The organism is Enterobacter cloacae complex sp. FDA-CDC-AR_0164, from assembly GCF_003071645.1.
In the GTDB taxonomy this organism is placed as follows: domain Bacteria; phylum Pseudomonadota; class Gammaproteobacteria; order Enterobacterales; family Enterobacteriaceae; genus Enterobacter; species Enterobacter ludwigii.
Genome location: NZ_CP028950.1, coordinates 1409467 through 1426899, shown reverse-complemented (window position 1 = coordinate 1426899; position 17433 = coordinate 1409467). Strand labels below are relative to the sequence as shown.

At 53.0% G+C, this 17433-nt stretch carries 16 protein-coding genes; all 16 read left to right on the top strand.

What is annotated here, in order from left to right; all coding sequences use genetic code 11:
• Positions 1 to 287 precede the first annotated feature (287 nt).
• The 16 genes from mnmG to pstA all read left to right on the top strand — a co-directional run bounded on the left by mnmG (position 288) and on the right by pstA (position 17427).
• Positions 288 to 2177, top strand: a complete 1890-nt coding sequence (mnmG, locus tag AM410_RS06955) for a tRNA uridine-5-carboxymethylaminomethyl(34) synthesis enzyme MnmG (protein WP_032679278.1) — start codon at positions 288 to 290, stop codon at positions 2175 to 2177.
• A gap of 100 nt (positions 2178 to 2277) precedes the next feature.
• Complete coding sequence (rsmG, locus tag AM410_RS06950; RefSeq protein ID WP_032679279.1) at positions 2278 to 2901, top strand: 16S rRNA (guanine(527)-N(7))-methyltransferase RsmG; 624 nt, start codon at positions 2278 to 2280, stop codon at positions 2899 to 2901.
• Positions 2902 to 3517: 616 nt separating this feature from the next.
• The gene (gene atpI / locus AM410_RS06945) at positions 3518 to 3898 is read left to right on the top strand and encodes a F0F1 ATP synthase subunit I (RefSeq protein ID WP_008500194.1); all 381 of its coding nucleotides are present in this window, start codon (positions 3518 to 3520) and stop codon (positions 3896 to 3898) included.
• Between the two features lie 8 nt (positions 3899 to 3906).
• Entirely contained in the window at positions 3907 to 4722 is an 816-nt protein-coding gene (gene atpB / locus AM410_RS06940; RefSeq protein WP_014172280.1) for a F0F1 ATP synthase subunit A, read from the top strand.
• A 49-nt stretch (positions 4723 to 4771) separates the two neighbouring features.
• Positions 4772 to 5011, top strand: coding sequence for a F0F1 ATP synthase subunit C (atpE, locus tag AM410_RS06935; RefSeq protein ID WP_000429386.1), 240 nt, complete (start codon positions 4772 to 4774; stop codon positions 5009 to 5011).
• Between the two features lie 48 nt (positions 5012 to 5059).
• Entirely contained in the window at positions 5060 to 5530 is a 471-nt protein-coding gene (atpF, locus tag AM410_RS06930) for a F0F1 ATP synthase subunit B (protein ID WP_003862370.1), read from the top strand.
• A 14-nt stretch (positions 5531 to 5544) separates the two neighbouring features.
• Complete coding sequence (gene atpH / locus AM410_RS06925) at positions 5545 to 6078, top strand: F0F1 ATP synthase subunit delta (protein WP_014172281.1); 534 nt, start codon at positions 5545 to 5547, stop codon at positions 6076 to 6078.
• Positions 6079 to 6090: 12 nt separating this feature from the next.
• Positions 6091 to 7632, top strand: coding sequence for a F0F1 ATP synthase subunit alpha (atpA, locus tag AM410_RS06920; RefSeq protein WP_014172283.1), 1542 nt, complete (start codon positions 6091 to 6093; stop codon positions 7630 to 7632).
• 51 nt (positions 7633 to 7683) lie between these two features.
• Positions 7684 to 8547, top strand: a complete 864-nt coding sequence (atpG, locus tag AM410_RS06915) for a F0F1 ATP synthase subunit gamma (protein WP_020882764.1) — start codon at positions 7684 to 7686, stop codon at positions 8545 to 8547.
• A gap of 31 nt (positions 8548 to 8578) precedes the next feature.
• Positions 8579 to 9961: a F0F1 ATP synthase subunit beta gene (atpD, locus tag AM410_RS06910; RefSeq protein WP_006177559.1), complete on the top strand. Its 1383-nt coding sequence runs from the start codon at positions 8579 to 8581 to the stop codon at positions 9959 to 9961.
• A gap of 20 nt (positions 9962 to 9981) precedes the next feature.
• Positions 9982 to 10401: a F0F1 ATP synthase subunit epsilon gene (locus tag AM410_RS06905; RefSeq protein ID WP_006177560.1), complete on the top strand. Its 420-nt coding sequence runs from the start codon at positions 9982 to 9984 to the stop codon at positions 10399 to 10401.
• 305 nt (positions 10402 to 10706) lie between these two features.
• A complete protein-coding gene (gene glmU / locus AM410_RS06900) occupies positions 10707 to 12077 on the top strand; it encodes a bifunctional UDP-N-acetylglucosamine diphosphorylase/glucosamine-1-phosphate N-acetyltransferase GlmU (protein WP_073397489.1) in 1371 nt (456 codons plus the stop codon).
• Between the two features lie 228 nt (positions 12078 to 12305).
• Positions 12306 to 14135 (top strand): glutamine--fructose-6-phosphate transaminase (isomerizing), encoded by a 1830-nt coding sequence (gene glmS, locus AM410_RS06895; protein WP_044857050.1) that lies wholly within the window; start codon positions 12306 to 12308, stop codon positions 14133 to 14135.
• A 321-nt stretch (positions 14136 to 14456) separates the two neighbouring features.
• Complete coding sequence (gene pstS / locus AM410_RS06890) at positions 14457 to 15497, top strand: phosphate ABC transporter substrate-binding protein PstS (RefSeq protein WP_108647664.1); 1041 nt, start codon at positions 14457 to 14459, stop codon at positions 15495 to 15497.
• 80 nt (positions 15498 to 15577) lie between these two features.
• Complete coding sequence (gene pstC / locus AM410_RS06885; RefSeq protein ID WP_014172288.1) at positions 15578 to 16537, top strand: phosphate ABC transporter permease PstC; 960 nt, start codon at positions 15578 to 15580, stop codon at positions 16535 to 16537.
• On the top strand, positions 16537 to 17427 hold the full coding sequence (gene pstA / locus AM410_RS06880; RefSeq protein ID WP_014172289.1) for a phosphate ABC transporter permease PstA: 891 nt from the start codon (positions 16537 to 16539) through the stop codon (positions 17425 to 17427). Before pstC ends, pstA begins: the two co-directional genes overlap by 1 nt.
• Positions 17428 to 17433: the final 6 nt, after the last annotated feature.

Sequence of the window (17433 nt, the reverse complement as noted above, 5' to 3'; positions counted from 1 at the left end):
GCCTGTGTATAAAGTCGCGATCTGATCCCAGCTTATACTGGCCAGGATCACCGATCATTCACAGCAAACGATCCTTTCTAACTGCATGATCTTCATCGTGAGATCGGGCTTATCCACAGAGGTACTCGATCCTAATAAGAGATCACAATAGAACAGATCTCTAAATAAAAAGATCTTCTTTTTAATAGCCCAGGATCCCAATGCTTTCTCGAAAGACTAAAGTTGAGTAGAATCCACGGCCCGGGCTTCAATCCATTTTCATACCGCTTTACGCGAGGCAGACCACCATGTTTTATCAGGATCCTTTTGACGTCATCATCATTGGCGGGGGTCATGCAGGCACTGAGGCCGCAATGGCCGCAGCGCGAATGGGTCAGCAGACCCTGCTTTTGACACACAATATCGACACGCTGGGACAAATGTCCTGTAATCCGGCGATTGGCGGCATTGGGAAAGGACACCTGGTAAAAGAAGTGGATGCACTTGGCGGCCTGATGGCGAAAGCGATCGATCATGCCGGCATCCAGTTTAGGATACTAAACGCGAGCAAAGGTCCCGCTGTGCGCGCTACTCGTGCTCAGGCAGACCGCGTGCTTTACCGTCAGGCGGTACGTACTGCCCTGGAGAATCAGCCAAACCTGATGATCTTCCAGCAGGCGGTAGAAGATCTTATCGTTGAAAACGATCGCGTTGTGGGTGCCGTAACCCAGATGGGCCTCAAGTTCCGCGCGAAAGCCGTCGTACTGACTGTCGGGACCTTCCTGGATGGCAAAATCCATATCGGTCTGGATAACTACAGCGGTGGCCGTGCTGGCGATCCGCCGTCCATTCCGCTGTCTCGTCGTCTGCGTGAACTTCCACTGCGCGTCAGTCGCCTGAAAACAGGCACGCCACCGCGTATTGATGCGCGCACCATTGATTTCAGCGTGCTGGCACAACAGCACGGTGATAACCCCATGCCGGTGTTCTCGTTCATGGGCAATGCGGCTCAACATCCGCAGCAGGTACCGTGCTACATCACGCATACCAACGAAAAAACCCATGACGTGATCCGCAATAACCTTGACCGCAGCCCAATGTACGCTGGCGTGATCGAAGGGATCGGCCCGCGTTACTGTCCGTCGATCGAAGACAAAGTGATGCGCTTTGCCGATCGTAACCAGCACCAGATCTTCCTGGAGCCGGAAGGACTGACGTCAAATGAAATTTACCCGAACGGCATCTCCACCAGCCTGCCGTTCGATGTGCAGATGCAAATTGTTCGCTCAATGCAGGGTATGGAGAACGCGAAAATCGTTCGTCCTGGCTACGCTATTGAGTACGATTTCTTCGATCCGCGTGACCTGAAGCCAACCCTGGAGAGCAAATTCATCCACGGTCTGTTCTTCGCCGGCCAGATTAACGGCACGACCGGTTACGAAGAAGCTGCCGCTCAGGGTCTGCTTGCCGGTCTGAACGCAGCACGCTTCTCTGCGGAGAAAGAGGGCTGGGCACCTGCGCGTTCTCAGGCTTATCTGGGCGTGCTGGTCGACGATCTTTGCACCCTGGGTACCAAAGAACCGTACCGTATGTTTACCTCTCGCGCGGAATATCGCCTGATGCTGCGCGAAGATAACGCCGACCTGCGTCTGACCGAAGTGGGTCGTGAACTGGGTCTGGTGGATGACGAACGCTGGGCGCGCTATAACGAAAAACTGGAACGCATTGAGCAGGAACGTCAGCGCCTGAAAACCACCTGGGTGAATCCACAGGCGGAAACCGCTGCAGAAGTGAATGCTCACTTAACTGCGCCGCTTTCGCGCGAAGCCAGCGGCGAAGACTTGCTGCGTCGCCCTGAAGTGACCTACGAGAACCTGGTGAAACTGACCGCGTTTGCGCCTGGCCTTGAAGACGCTGAAGCGGCTGAACAGGTTGAGATCCAGGTCAAATACGAAGGTTACATCGCGCGTCAGCAGGATGAGATTGAAAAACAGCAGCGCAACGAAAATACGCTGCTGCCGGAAATGCTGGACTACCGTCAGGTGACGGGGCTTTCCAATGAAGTGATCGCCAAGCTGAACGATCACAAGCCTGTGTCGATCGGTCAGGCGTCCCGTATCTCCGGTGTCACACCTGCCGCGATTTCGATTCTGCTGGTGTGGCTGAAAAAGCAAGGTATGCTGCGCCGTAGCGCATAATATCCAGTGCTTTTGGCGGGTGGCGCTTCGCTACCCGCCCTGCTAATTCGTAGGCCCGGTAAGCGCCACCGGGCAATTTATGTCTAAACAGGTACCCACTGTGCTCAATAAACTCTCTCGTCTGCTGGAACAGGCAGGTATTTCGCTCACCGATCACCAGAAAACTCAGCTGGTGGCCTATGTCGATATGCTGAACAAATGGAATAAAGCGTACAACCTGACGTCTGTTCGCGACCCCAACGAGATGCTGGTTCGTCATATCCTCGATAGCATCGTGGTTGCGCCGTATCTCAAAGGGGAGCGCTTTATCGATGTGGGCACAGGTCCTGGCCTGCCGGGGATCCCGCTGTCGATTGTCCGCCCTGAGAGCCATTTCACGCTGCTGGATAGCCTTGGCAAACGCGTCCGTTTTTTACGTCAGGTCCAGCATGAGCTGAAGCTGGAGAACATCGCCCCTGTACAGAGCAGGGTAGAGGCGTTCCCTGCGGAGCCGCCGTTTGACGGTGTTATCAGCCGCGCGTTTGCGTCGCTCAATGATATGGTGAGCTGGTGTAAGCACTTGCCTGCACAAGATGGCCGCTTTTATGCCCTGAAAGGGCAGTTGCCGGGCGATGAAATTGAACAGCTTCCGGAAGGTTTTGCTGTCGAATCCGTTGAGAAATTAAACATTCCTCAGCTTGAGGGTGAACGTCATCTGGTGATAATTAAGCCAAACAATTTTTAAATATTTAATAAAAATTGTGGAATTCGTGCTGTTCTGACCATGTTAAATAACAGCACTAATTCTCGGGTTTTACCGAGGAGAGTTTAACCTCTGTGTTACTAAGGTTTTTCTAACGGTTAACGTAACAGCCATTGTTCAGCATGAAGATAGTCAACATCGAAAATATCAGCCTGCTAAAAGTGGAATACGGCAACCAGAATCGAATGTTAAATATTTATTAAGAATGTCAATAAAAGGTTTTTATTATATACCGGGCTGTTTTGAAAATAGTTACGATAATTTGTCTTTAATTTCATAAAGATGAAATAAACCGATTTGCGTCTTTGATAAATACACCCTTATCGCAAATGTGTGTTTTGTGATCTCGTGCACGCTTTGTAGCCAACGTTTTCGCGCTGTTTGCAGTTTTGGTCGAAGGTCGTGGCTTTCAGGAAAAGTTAAAAAATAGCGGCGGGGAAAAATATTTAAACATTTATTCACCTTTTCGCTACTTAATGTTTGAAATCACGGGTGCGCACCGTATAATTTGACCGCTTTTTGATGCTTGACTCTGAGCCTTAAAGGACGTTTTATACGACACGCGGCATACCTCGAAGGGAGCAGGAGTAAAAACGTGATGTCTGTGTCGCTCTTGAGTAGAAACGTTGCTCGTAAGCTTCTGTTCATTCAGTTTCTGGCTGTGATAGCAAGTGGACTGCTGTTTAGCCTCAAAGACCCCTTCTGGGGCATCTCCGCCGTGTGCGGGGGTTTGGCGGTTGTTCTGCCAAACGTATTGTTTATGATTTTTGCCTGGCGTCATCAGGCGCATACACCCGCCAAAGGCCGTGTGGCCTGGTCCTTCGCTCTCGGTGAAGTGTGTAAGGTGTTGCTGACCTTTGCTCTACTGGTGATGGCGCTGGCGGTTTTGAAAGTGGTATTCATGCCGCTGATAGCAACGTGGGTTTTGGTGCTGGTGGTACAAGTTCTGGCTCCAGCTGTAATCAACAACAAAGGGTAAAAGGCATCATGGCTTCAGAAAATATGACGCCGCAGGATTACATAGGTCACCATCTGAATAACCTTCAGCTGGACCTGCGTACATTCTCGCTGGTGGATCCGCATAACCCCCCGGCCACCTTCTGGACGATCAACATCGACTCCATGTTCTTCTCGGTCGTTTTGGGTCTTCTGTTCCTGGCCATGTTCCGCGGTGTTGCGAAAAGAGCGACCAGCGGTGTTCCAGGGAAATTCCAGACGTTCATCGAAATGATCATCGGCTTCGTCCATGGCAGCGTCAAAGACATGTACCATGGTAAGAGCAAGCTGATTGCTCCGCTGGCCCTGACCGTGTTCGTTTGGGTATTCCTGATGAACCTGATGGACCTGCTGCCAATCGATTTCCTGCCGTGGATTGGCGAACATGTCCTCGGTCTGCCAGCACTGCGCGTGGTGCCGTCCGCTGACGTGAACATCACCCTGTCGATGGCGTTGGGCGTGTTTATCCTGATTCTTTTCTACAGCATCAAAATGAAAGGCGTAAGCGGCTTCGTGAAAGAGCTTACCTTGCAGCCGTTCAACCACTGGGCGTTTATTCCGGTCAACCTGATCCTGGAAGGCGTTAGCCTGCTGTCCAAACCTGTTTCACTGGGTCTGCGACTGTTCGGCAACATGTATGCGGGTGAGCTGATTTTCATTCTGATCGCGGGTCTTCTGCCGTGGTGGTCACAGTGGATTCTGAATGTGCCTTGGGCCATTTTCCACATCCTGATCATTACGCTGCAAGCCTTTATCTTCATGGTTCTGACGATCGTCTATCTGTCGATGGCGTCTGAAGAGCACTGATTTTTTACCAACACTACTACGTTTTAATTGAAACAAACTGGAGACTGTCATGGAAAACCTGAATATGGATCTGCTGTACATGGCTGCCGCTGTGATGATGGGTCTGGCGGCTATCGGTGCTGCGATCGGTATCGGCATCCTCGGGGGCAAATTCCTGGAAGGCGCAGCGCGTCAACCTGATCTGATTCCTCTGCTGCGTACTCAGTTCTTTATCGTTATGGGTCTGGTGGATGCTATCCCAATGATCGCTGTAGGTCTGGGTCTGTACGTGATGTTTGCTGTCGCGTAGTAGTAGTTTTAAAACCCTAAGCCACAGATATTAAAGAGGTATTGTGCTGTGAACATGAACGCAACAATCCTCGGCCAGGCCATCGCGTTTATTCTCTTTGTCTGGTTCTGCATGAAGTATGTATGGCCGCCTTTAATGGCTGCCATCGAAAAACGTCAGAAAGAAATTGCTGACGGTCTGGCTTCTGCAGAACGCGCTAAGAAAGATTTGGACCTTGCACAGGCCAACGCGACAGACCAGCTGAAAAAAGCGAAAGCGGAAGCTCAGGTTATCATCGAACAGGCTAACAAACGCCGTTCGCAGATCCTGGACGAAGCCAAAGCTGAAGCAGAACAGGAACGTACTAAGATCGTGACACAAGCTCAGGCTGAAATTGAAGCTGAGCGTAAACGTGCTCGCGAAGAACTGCGTAAGCAGGTTGCGATTCTGGCTGTTGCTGGCGCCGAGAAGATCATCGAACGTTCCGTGGATGAAGCTGCTAACAGCGACATCGTGGACAAACTTGTCGCTGAACTGTAAGGAGGGAGGGGCTGATGTCTGAATTTGTTACGGTAGCTCGCCCCTACGCCAAAGCAGCTTTTGACTTTGCTGTCGAACACCAAAATGTCGATCGCTGGCAGGATATGCTGGCGTTTGCCGCTGAGGTGACGAAAAACGAACAAATGGCCGAGTTGCTTTCTGGTGCGTTAGCGCCTGAAACTCTCGCCGCGTCGTTTATCGCCGTGTGCGGAGAGCAACTGGATGCCAATGGTCAGAACCTGATTAAGGTAATGGCAGAAAATGGTCGTCTCCGTGTGCTCCCGGATGTTCTCGAGCAGTTTGAGCACTTACGTGCCCTTAGTGAAGCTACCGCTGAAGTCGAAGTGACTTCTGCGACTGAACTGAGTGATGAACAGCTTGCGAAAATTACCGCCGCGATGGAAAAACGTCTGTCACGCAAAGTTAAGCTGAATTGCAAAATCGATAAGTCTGTAATGGCAGGCGTAATCATCCGTTCGGGTGATATGGTCATTGATGGCAGCGTACGCGGCCGTCTTGAACGCCTTGCAGACGTCTTGCAGTCTTAAGGGGACTGGAGCATGCAACTGAATTCCACCGAAATCAGCGAACTGATCAAGCAGCGCATTGCTCAGTTCAGTGTTGTGAGCGAAGCTCACAACGAAGGTACTATTGTTTCTGTAAGTGACGGTGTTATCCGCATCCACGGCCTGGCCGATTGTATGCAGGGTGAGATGATTTCCCTGCCGGGTAACCGTTACGCTATCGCACTGAACCTGGAGCGCGACTCCGTAGGTGCAGTTGTGATGGGTCCATACGCTGACCTCGCCGAAGGCATGAAGGTTAAGTGTACTGGCCGTATTCTGGAAGTGCCGGTTGGCCGTGGCCTGCTGGGTCGCGTTGTTAACACCCTGGGTGCGCCAATCGACGGTAAAGGTCCGGTTGAGCACGATGGCTTCTCCCCAATCGAAGTTATCGCACCAGGCGTTATTGACCGTCAGTCCGTTGATCAGCCAGTGCAGACTGGTTATAAGTCCGTTGATGCCATGATTCCAATCGGTCGTGGCCAGCGTGAACTGATCATCGGTGACCGTCAGACCGGTAAAACCGCGATGGCTATCGACGCCATCATCAACCAGCGTGACTCCGGCATCAAATGTGTGTACGTGGCTATCGGCCAGAAAGCGTCCACCATTTCTAACGTGGTTCGTAAACTGGAAGAGCACGGCGCGCTGTCTAACACCATCGTTGTTGTGGCGACCGCTTCTGAATCTGCTGCACTGCAATACCTGGCACCATACGCCGGTTGCGCAATGGGCGAATACTTCCGTGACCGTGGTGAAGATGCGCTGATCGTATACGATGACCTGTCTAAACAGGCCGTTGCATATCGTCAGGTTTCCCTGCTGCTCCGTCGTCCACCTGGACGTGAAGCGTTCCCTGGCGACGTATTCTACCTCCACTCTCGTCTGCTGGAGCGTGCTTCCCGCGTTAACGCGGAATACGTCGAGAACTTCACCAAAGGTGAAGTGAAGGGTAAAACCGGCTCTCTGACCGCGCTGCCAATCATTGAAACCCAGGCGGGTGACGTTTCTGCGTTCGTTCCGACCAACGTAATCTCCATTACCGATGGTCAGATCTTCCTGGAAACCAACCTGTTTAACTCCGGTATTCGTCCGGCAGTTAACCCGGGTATCTCCGTATCCCGTGTGGGTGGTGCTGCTCAGACCAAGATCATCAAGAAACTGTCCGGTGGTATTCGTACCGCGCTGGCACAGTATCGTGAACTGGCTGCGTTCTCTCAGTTCGCATCCGATCTGGACGAAGCAACCCGTAAACAGCTGAGCCACGGTCAGAAAGTGACCGAGCTGCTGAAGCAAAAACAGTACGCACCAATGTCTGTTGCTCAGCAGGGCCTGGTTCTGTTCGCGGCTGAACGCGGTTACCTCGAAGATGTGGAACTGGCGAAAATCGGTAGCTTCGAAGCCGCTCTGCTGGCTTACGTCGACCGTGATCACGCTCCGCTGATGCAAGAGATCAACCAGTCCGGTGGCTATAACGACGAAATCGAAGGCAAGCTGAAAGCTATCCTCGATTCCTTCAAAGCAACCCAATCCTGGTAATCGTCCGGCGGCTTGTCTCAGGACAAGCCGCCTGGCATTGAGGAGAAGCTCATGGCCGGCGCAAAAGAGATACGTAGTAAGATCGCAAGCGTCCAGAACACGCAAAAGATCACTAAAGCGATGGAGATGGTCGCCGCTTCCAAAATGCGTAAATCGCAGGATCGCATGGCGGCCAGCCGTCCTTATGCAGAAACCATGCGCAAAGTGATTGGTCACCTTGCAAACGGTAATCTGGAATATAAGCACCCTTACCTGGAAGAACGCGACGTTAAGCGCGTGGGCTACCTGGTGGTGTCGACCGACCGTGGTCTGTGTGGCGGCTTGAACATTAACCTGTTCAAAAAACTGCTGGCGGATATGAAAGCATGGTCTGAAAAAGGCGTTCAGTGCGATATCGCAATGATCGGCTCTAAAGGCGTCTCTTTCTTTAACTCCGTTGGTGGCAACATTGTCGCTCAGGTGACGGGTATGGGTGATAACCCTTCCCTGTCCGAGCTGATCGGCCCGGTTAAAGTGATGTTGCAGGCTTACGATGAAGGCCGTCTGGACAGACTGTACGTTGTCAGCAACAAATTTATTAACACCATGTCTCAGGTTCCAACGCTCACTCAGATGCTGCCTTTACCGGCATCAGAAGATGACGAGCTGAAGCAAAAATCCTGGGATTACCTGTATGAACCCGATCCGAAACCGCTGTTGGATACCCTGCTGCGTCGTTACGTTGAATCTCAGGTTTATCAGGGCGTTGTAGAAAACCTGGCCAGCGAGCAGGCCGCACGAATGGTGGCGATGAAAGCCGCGACCGATAATGGCGGCAGCCTGATTAAAGAGCTGCAGTTGGTTTACAACAAAGCTCGTCAGGCCAGCATTACTCAGGAACTCACCGAGATCGTCTCGGGGGCCGCCGCGGTTTAACCAGGTTTACGAATTACGTAGAGGATTCAAGATGGCTACTGGAAAGATTGTCCAGGTAATCGGCGCCGTGGTGGACGTCGAGTTCCCTCAGGACGCCGTACCACGCGTGTACGACGCGCTTGAGGTACAGAATGGTAACGAGAGCCTGGTGCTGGAAGTTCAGCAGCAGCTCGGCGGCGGTATCGTGCGTACCATCGCGATGGGTTCTTCCGACGGTCTGCGTCGTGGTCTGGAAGTTAAAGACCTTGAGCACCCGATCGAAGTCCCGGTAGGTAAAGCAACACTGGGTCGTATCATGAACGTATTGGGTCAACCAATCGACATGAAAGGCGACATCGGTGAAGAAGAGCGTTGGGCTATCCACCGCGCAGCACCTTCCTACGAAGAGCTGTCCAGCTCTCAGGAACTGCTGGAAACCGGCATCAAAGTTATCGACCTGATGTGTCCGTTTGCGAAGGGCGGTAAAGTTGGTCTGTTCGGTGGTGCGGGTGTAGGTAAAACCGTAAACATGATGGAGCTGATCCGTAACATCGCGATCGAGCACTCTGGTTACTCCGTATTTGCGGGCGTAGGTGAACGTACTCGTGAGGGTAACGACTTCTACCACGAAATGACCGACTCCAACGTTCTGGACAAAGTATCCCTGGTTTACGGCCAGATGAACGAGCCACCAGGAAACCGTCTGCGCGTTGCGCTGACTGGCCTGACTATGGCTGAGAAGTTCCGTGACGAAGGCCGTGACGTTCTGCTGTTCGTTGATAACATCTATCGTTACACCCTGGCCGGTACTGAAGTATCTGCACTGCTGGGTCGTATGCCTTCAGCGGTAGGTTATCAGCCGACGCTGGCGGAAGAGATGGGTGTTCTTCAGGAACGTATCACCTCAACCAAAACCGGTTCTATCACCTCCGTTCAGGCGGTATACGTACCTGCGGATGACTTGACTGACCCATCCCCAGCCACCACCTTTGCGCACCTTGACGCAACCGTGGTACTGAGCCGTCAGATCGCGTCTCTGGGTATTTACCCGGCCGTTGACCCGCTGGACTCCACCAGCCGTCAGCTGGATCCACTGGTTGTGGGTCAGGAACACTACGACACCGCGCGTGGCGTACAGTCCCTGCTGCAGCGTTACCAGGAACTGAAAGACATCATCGCCATCCTGGGTATGGATGAGCTGTCTGAAGAAGACAAACTGGTGGTAGCACGTGCGCGTAAGATCCAGCGCTTCCTGTCCCAGCCGTTCTTCGTTGCGGAAGTATTCACCGGTTCTCCGGGTAAATACGTTTCCCTGAAAGACACCATCCGTGGCTTTAAAGGCATCATGGAAGGCGAATACGATCACCTGCCGGAGCAGGCGTTCTATATGGTTGGTTCCATCGACGAAGCCGTGGAAAAAGCCAAAAAACTTTAACGCCTTAATCGGAGGGTGATATGGCAATGACTTACCACCTGGACGTCGTCAGCGCAGAGCAACAAATGTTCTCTGGTCTGGTCGAGAAAATCCAGGTAACGGGTAGTGAAGGTGAACTGGGTATTTTCCCGGGTCACGCACCGCTGCTCACCGCCATTAAGCCTGGTATGATCCGCATCGTTAAACAGTTCGGTCATGAAGAGTTTATCTATCTGTCCGGCGGCATTCTTGAAGTGCAGCCTGGCAGCGTGACCGTTCTGGCCGATACCGCTATTCGTGGCCAGGATCTCGACGAAGCACGAGCCCTGGAATCGAAGCGTAAGGCTGAAGAGCACATTAGCAGCTCTCATGGTGACGTGGATTACGCTCAGGCGTCTGCGGAGCTGGCCAAAGCGATCGCGAAACTGCGCGTTATCGAGTTGACCAAAAAAGCGATGTAACACCGGCTTGAAAAGCACAAAGCCAGTCTGGTTTCCAGGCTGGCTTTTTTTATGGTTTCGTATCACACCGATCTTTATTCATGATCCAAAAGAATAGCTAAGCTATTGTGTGTGCTAGCGACTTATCGCGAGAAGGCTATTTTCCAGAGGAAAAGGGGTTTACTCTGCCCCTAAAAATCGCCTCAAATAGCCATTATTGACTGATGTTGAACGTTTTAACGCCATTCCATTTTATGACGCAAAATATGTAGAATTTTCAACGTCAACGGGTTTAACTTCTTACTCAAATTACAGTCAGGACGCGTATGTTGAACAATACAATGAGCGTGGTCATCCTTGCCGCCGGTAAAGGTACCCGCATGTATTCCGATCTTCCAAAGGTACTGCACACGCTGGCAGGAAAGCCGATGGTGCAGCATGTCATTGATGCCGCTAATGAACTGGGTGCCCGTCAGGTCCATCTGGTCTATGGTCACGGCGGCGATCTGCTTAAAAAGACGCTGAACGATGACAAACTCAACTGGGTGCTTCAGGCAGAACAGTTGGGGACCGGACACGCCATGCAGCAGGCCGCCCCGTTCTTTGCGGATGACGAAGATATTCTGATGCTTTACGGCGACGTCCCGCTGATCTCTGTCGACACCCTTGCCCGCCTGCGTGAAGCTAAACCGCAGGGTGGCATCGGGTTGTTAACCGTCGTACTTGACGATCCGACCGGCTATGGCCGCATTACCCGCGAAAACGGTAACGTAACGGGTATCGTTGAGCATAAAGATGCCAGCGACGCACAGCGTCAGATTCAGGAGATCAACACCGGTATCCTGATTGCCAATGGCGCGGACCTGAAGCGCTGGCTGTCGAAGCTCACCAACAATAATGCGCAGGGTGAGTACTACATCACCGACATCATCGCGATGGCCTATCAGGAAGGGCGTGAGATTGCGGCGGTTCATCCGGCACGCATTAGCGAAACCGAAGGGGTGAATAACCGCCTTCAGCTTTCCCGCCTGGAACGCGTTTATCAGTCCGAACAGGCTGAAAAACTGCTCCTGGCAGGCGTTATGCTGCGCGACCCGGCGCGTTTCGATCTGCGCGGGACCTTATCTCACGGGCGCGACGTTGAAATCGATACTAACGTTATCTTTGAAGGCAACGTCACGCTTGGCCACCGCGTCAAAATTGGTGCCGGTTGTGTTATCAAAAACAGCGTCATCGGTGACGACTGCGACATTAGCCCGTACAGCGTGGTTGAAGATGCACATCTGGACGCGGCATGCACCATTGGGCCGTTCGCACGCCTGCGCCCTGGCGCTGAATTGCTCGAAGGCGCCCATGTTGGCAACTTCGTTGAGATGAAAAAAGCGCGTCTGGGCAAAGGTTCCAAAGCCGGCCATTTAACCTACCTGGGCGATGCAGAAATTGGCGATAACGTGAACATTGGTGCAGGAACAATCACCTGCAACTATGACGGTGCCAACAAGTTTAAAACCATCATCGGTGATGATGTGTTTGTCGGTTCTGATACACAGCTGGTGGCACCGGTGACGGTCGGGAACGGGGTAACCATTGCCGCTGGGACGACCGTGACGCGCGATGTTGCCGACAATGAGCTGGTGCTGAGCCGCGTGCCGCAGGTTCACAAGCAGGGCTGGAAACGCCCGGTGAAGAAAAAGTAACGACCTGCACCCTGCTCTCTCCCGCGAGGAGAGAGTTCGTTCGGTGCGGTGTTTTTTGCCCTCGCCCCTCTGGGGAGAGGGATGGGGTGAGGGGATAACATAATCCTCCCCCCAAAGGCAGTACTTATAACAATAACCCCACTCTCTACAAGGCTCGGGGTGCCCGGAAAGGGCAAATACAGGTCAGCGACAACGCATGGCATAACGCCATAATCAGGAAATTAAACTATGTGTGGAATTGTTGGCGCAGTTGCGCAGCGTGATATTGCTGAAATCCTTCTCGAAGGTTTACGTCGTCTGGAATACCGTGGTTACGACTCTGCCGGTCTGGCAGTTGTGGATGCAGAAGGGCATATGACCCGTCTGCGTCGTCTCGGTAAAGTGCAGATGCTGGCCCAGGCTGCGGAAGATCATCCGCTGCACGGTGGTACGGGTATTGCGCACACCCGCTGGGCGACCCACGGCGAACCGTCTGAAGGCAATGCGCACCCGCATGTGTCCGAACACATCGTGGTCGTGCATAACGGCATTATCGAAAACCACGAACCGCTGCGCGAAGAACTTAAAGCGCGCGGCTATACCTTCGTCTCTGAAACCGACACCGAAGTTATTGCTCACCTGGTTCACTGGGAGCTGGAGCAGGGCGGTACACTGCGTGAAGCGGTGCTGCGCGCGATCCCTCAGCTGCGCGGTGCGTACGGTACGGTAATCATGGATTCACGCGATCCGTCCACGCTGCTGGCCGCACGTTCCGGTAGCCCAATGGTTATCGGTCTGGGCATGGGCGAGAACTTTATCGCCTCTGACCAGCTGGCACTTCTGCCGGTTACCCGTCGCTTTATCTTCCTGGAAGAGGGTGATATCGCGGAAGTGACGCGTCGCAGCGTGACGGTATTCGATACCAAAGGCGAGCAGGTGAAACGCCCGGAGATCGAATCCAATCTGCAGTACGACGCAGGCGACAAAGGCGCTTACCGTCACTACATGCAGAAAGAAATTTACGAGCAGCCGAACGCCATCAAAAACACCCTGACCGGGCGCATCAGCCACGGCGAGGTGGACCTGAGCGAACTGGGTGCCAACGCCAATGAGCTGCTCGGTAAGGTTGAGCATATTCAGATCGTGGCCTGCGGTACCTCCTACAACTCCGGTATGGTCTCCCGCTACTGGTTTGAATCCCTGGCCGGTGTTCCGTGTGACGTCGAAATCGCTTCAGAATTCCGCTACCGCAAATCCGCGGTGCGTCGTAATAGCCTGATGATCACCCTTTCCCAGTCTGGCGAAACGGCGGACACCCTGGCGGCGCTGCGTCTCTCTAAAGAGCTGGGCTATCTGGGCTCTCTGGCCATCTGTAACGTGCCGGGTTCTTCGCTGGTTCGTGAATCCGATCTGGCGCTGATGACCAACGCAGGCACGGAAATCGGCGTGGCCTCCACCAAAGCGTTTACCACTCAGCTGACCGTTCTGCTGATGCTGGTGGCGAAACTGGCGCGTCTGAAAGGGCAGGATGCGGCTGTTGAGCATGACATCGTTCATGGCCTGCAGGCGCTGCCAAGCCGTATTGAGCAGATGCTGTCTCAGGACAAACGCATTGAAGCGCTGGCGGAAGATTTCTCTGACAAACATCACGCCCTGTTCCTCGGCCGTGGCGATCAGTATCCAATTGCGCTGGAAGGCGCGTTGAAGCTGAAAGAGATCTCCTACATCCACGCGGAAGCTTACGCAGCAGGCGAGCTGAAACACGGCCCGCTGGCGCTGATTGACGCAGACATGCCGGTCATCGTTGTAGCACCTAACAACGAACTGCTGGAAAAACTGAAGTCCAATATCGAAGAAGTCCGCGCCCGCGGTGGTGTACTGTACGTCTTCGCCGATAAAGACGCCGGCTTTGCGAGCAGCGACAATATGCACATCATCGAGATGCCGCATGTGGAAGAGGTGATTGCCCCTATCTTCTACACCGTTCCGCTGCAGTTGCTGGCCTATCACGTCGCGCTGATCAAAGGCACTGACGTTGACCAGCCACGTAACCTGGCGAAATCGGTCACCGTAGAATAATCCCCTCAGGCTCCACCTTCGGGTGGAGCTTTTTTACCCTTCCTGGTTTGTTTTTAATCAACCCATCCGCATTTTTATTTATGACAATCTGTCATCTTCAGCTACTTTTTTCAGTGTCACATAAAGAAAATATTTCTGAAAACTTGCTGTCATGTAAGTGGTTAACTAGATGATAATTAAATGAATTTTTACTGATATTTAAGCTAAATTTCCATTGTCATAAAACTGTCATAATTCGTACATTTATCTGTCACCTGTTTGTCCTATTTTGCTCATCGTAGCCACTAAACAACGATTTACGAAAATCTTGCAGGAGACATTATGAAAGTTATGCGTACCACTGTCGCAACTGTTGTCGCCGCGACCTTATCTCTGAGCGCGTTCTCTGTATTTGCAGAAGCAAGCCTGACTGGCGCTGGTGCAACCTTCCCTGCGCCGGTGTATGCCAAATGGGCGGATACCTACCAGAAAGAAACCGGTAACAAGGTTAACTATCAGGGTATCGGCTCCTCCGGTGGCGTAAAACAAATTACCGCGAATACCGTTGATTTCGGCGCATCAGACGCTCCACTGTCTGATGACAAACTGGCGCAGGAAGGCCTGTTCCAGTTCCCGACCGTTATCGGTGGTGTTGTGCTGGCCGTTAACATTCCAGGCCTGAAATCAGGCGAGCTGGTCCTGGACGGCAAAACCCTGGGTGACATCTACCTCGGTAAAATCAAAAAATGGGATGACGAAGCCATCACCAAACTGAACCCGGGTGTCAAACTGCCTTCGCAGAACATCGCAGTGGTTCGTCGTGCAGATGGTTCCGGTACCTCTTTCGTTTTCACCAGCTACCTGGCGAAAGTGAACGAAGAGTGGAAATCTAAAGTCGGTTCCGGCTCTACCGTTAACTGGCCAACCGGTCTGGGTGGTAAAGGCAACGACGGTATCGCCGCGTTCGTACAGCGTCTGCCTGGTTCTATCGGCTATGTAGAGTATGCGTACGCTAAGCAGAACAACCTGTCCTACACCAAACTGGTTTCTGCCGATGGCAAGCCAGTCAGCCCAACTGAAGAGAACTTTGCTAACGCTGCAAAAGGCGCTGACTGGAGCAAATCCTTCGCTCAGGATCTGACTAACCAGAAAGGCGACGGTGCGTGGCCAATCACCTCTACCACCTTCATTCTGGTTCACAATGAGCAGAAGAAACCTGAGCAGGGCGCTGAAGTGTTGAAGTTCTTTGACTGGGCGTACAAAAACGGCGGCAAACAGGCTAACGCGCTGGATTACGCCACCCTGCCGGACAACGTGGTTGAGCAGATTCGCGCTGCATGGAAAACCAACGTGAAAGACAGCAGCGGTAAAGCATTGTATTAATTTAGTATTCTGACGAAAATGGCGGGTGGCGCTCGCGCTACCCGCCGATTTCGTAAACGCGTTTAACAGAAGAGTGATTTATGGCTGCAACAAAGCCTGCATTTAACCCTCCGGGTAAAAAAGGTGACATGATTTTCAGCGCGCTGGTCAAACTGGCTGCGCTGATTGTGCTATTGCTGCTGGGCGGCATTATCGTGTCCCTGATTTTCTCCTCCTGGCCGAGCATCCAGAAATTCGGTTTCTCTTTCCTGTGGACCAAAGAGTGGGATGCGCCGAACGATATCTACGGTGCGCTGGTGCCGATTTACGGCACGCTGGTGACGTCGTTTATCGCCCTGCTGATTGCGGTGCCGGTGAGCTTTGGTATCGCCCTGTTCCTGACGGAACTGGCGCCGGGCTGGCTGCGTCGTCCACTGGGTATCGCCATTGAACTGCTGGCCGCTATTCCAAGTATCGTATACGGCATGTGGGGCCTGTTTATCTTTGCTCCCCTGTTCGCAACGTACTTCCAGGAACCGGTGGGTAATGTTCTCTCTGCCATTCCGTTTGTCGGCACCCTGTTCTCTGGCCCGGCTTTCGGTATCGGTATTCTGGCTGCGGGGGTGATCCTCGCCATTATGATTATTCCGTACATTGCGGCGGTAATGCGCGATGTCTTCGAACAAACCCCGGTGATGATGAAAGAGTCGGCCTACGGCATCGGCTGCACCACCTGGGAAGTTATCTGGCGCATCGTCCTTCCGTTCACCAAAAATGGGGTGATTGGCGGCGTCATGCTGGGGTTAGGCCGTGCTTTGGGTGAAACCATGGCGGTGACCTTTATTATCGGTAACACCTACCAGCTCGATAGCGCCTCCCTCTATATGCCGGGTAACAGTATTACTTCCGCACTGGCGAATGAATTTGCCGAAGCGGAATCCGGGCTGCACGTCGCGGCGCTGATGGAACTGGGCCTGATCCTGTTTGTGATTACCTTCATTGTGCTGGCGATCTCCAAGCTGATGATCCTGCGTCTCGCAAAAAATGAGGGGGCACGCTAATGGCAACTCTCGAAATGCAAAGCACCACTGCGCTGGCGGAATCCCGTCGCAAAATGCAGGCGAAGCGTCGTTTCAAAAACCGCGTTGCGTTGACGCTCTCAATGGCAACGATGGCGTTCGGTCTGTTCTGGCTGGTCTGGATCCTGTTCTCAACCGTTGTACGCGGCATCGACGGGATGTCGCTGTCACTGTTCACCGAGATGACGCCGCCGCCAAATACGGCGGGCGGCGGCCTGGCGAATGCCCTGGCGGGAAGCGGTTTGCTGATCCTCTGGGCGACGGTAGTTGGTACACCGCTTGGCATTATGGCGGGGATTTATCTGGCGGAGTACGGGCGTAAATCCTGGCTGGCAGAGGTGATTCGTTTCATTAACGACATCCTGCTGTCAGCGCCGTCTATCGTGGTCGGTCTGTTTGTTTACACCATTGTGGTGGCGCAGATGGAACACTTCTCCGGCTGGGCCGGCGTGATTGCGCTGGCGCTGCTGCAGGTACCTATCGTCATTCGTACCACCGAGAACATGTTGAAACTGGTGCCGGATAGCCTGCGTGAAGCGGCTTACGCGCTGGGCACGCCGAAGTGGAAAATGATCTCCGCGATTACGCTGAAAGCCTCCGTCTCCGGGATCATGACCGGTATCCTGCTGGCCATTGCCCGTATTGCAGGCGAAACGGCGCCGCTGCTGTTTACTGCCCTCTCCAACCAGTTCTGGAGTACGGACATGATGCAGCCGATCGCCAACCTGCCGGTGACGATTTTTAAATTTGCGATGAGCCCATTCGCGGAATGGCAGCAGCTGGCCTGGGCCGGGGTGCTGATCATTACCCTTTGCGTACTGTTGCTGAACATTCTGGCGCGCGTCATTTTCGCGAAGCAGAAACACGGTTAAATTTTT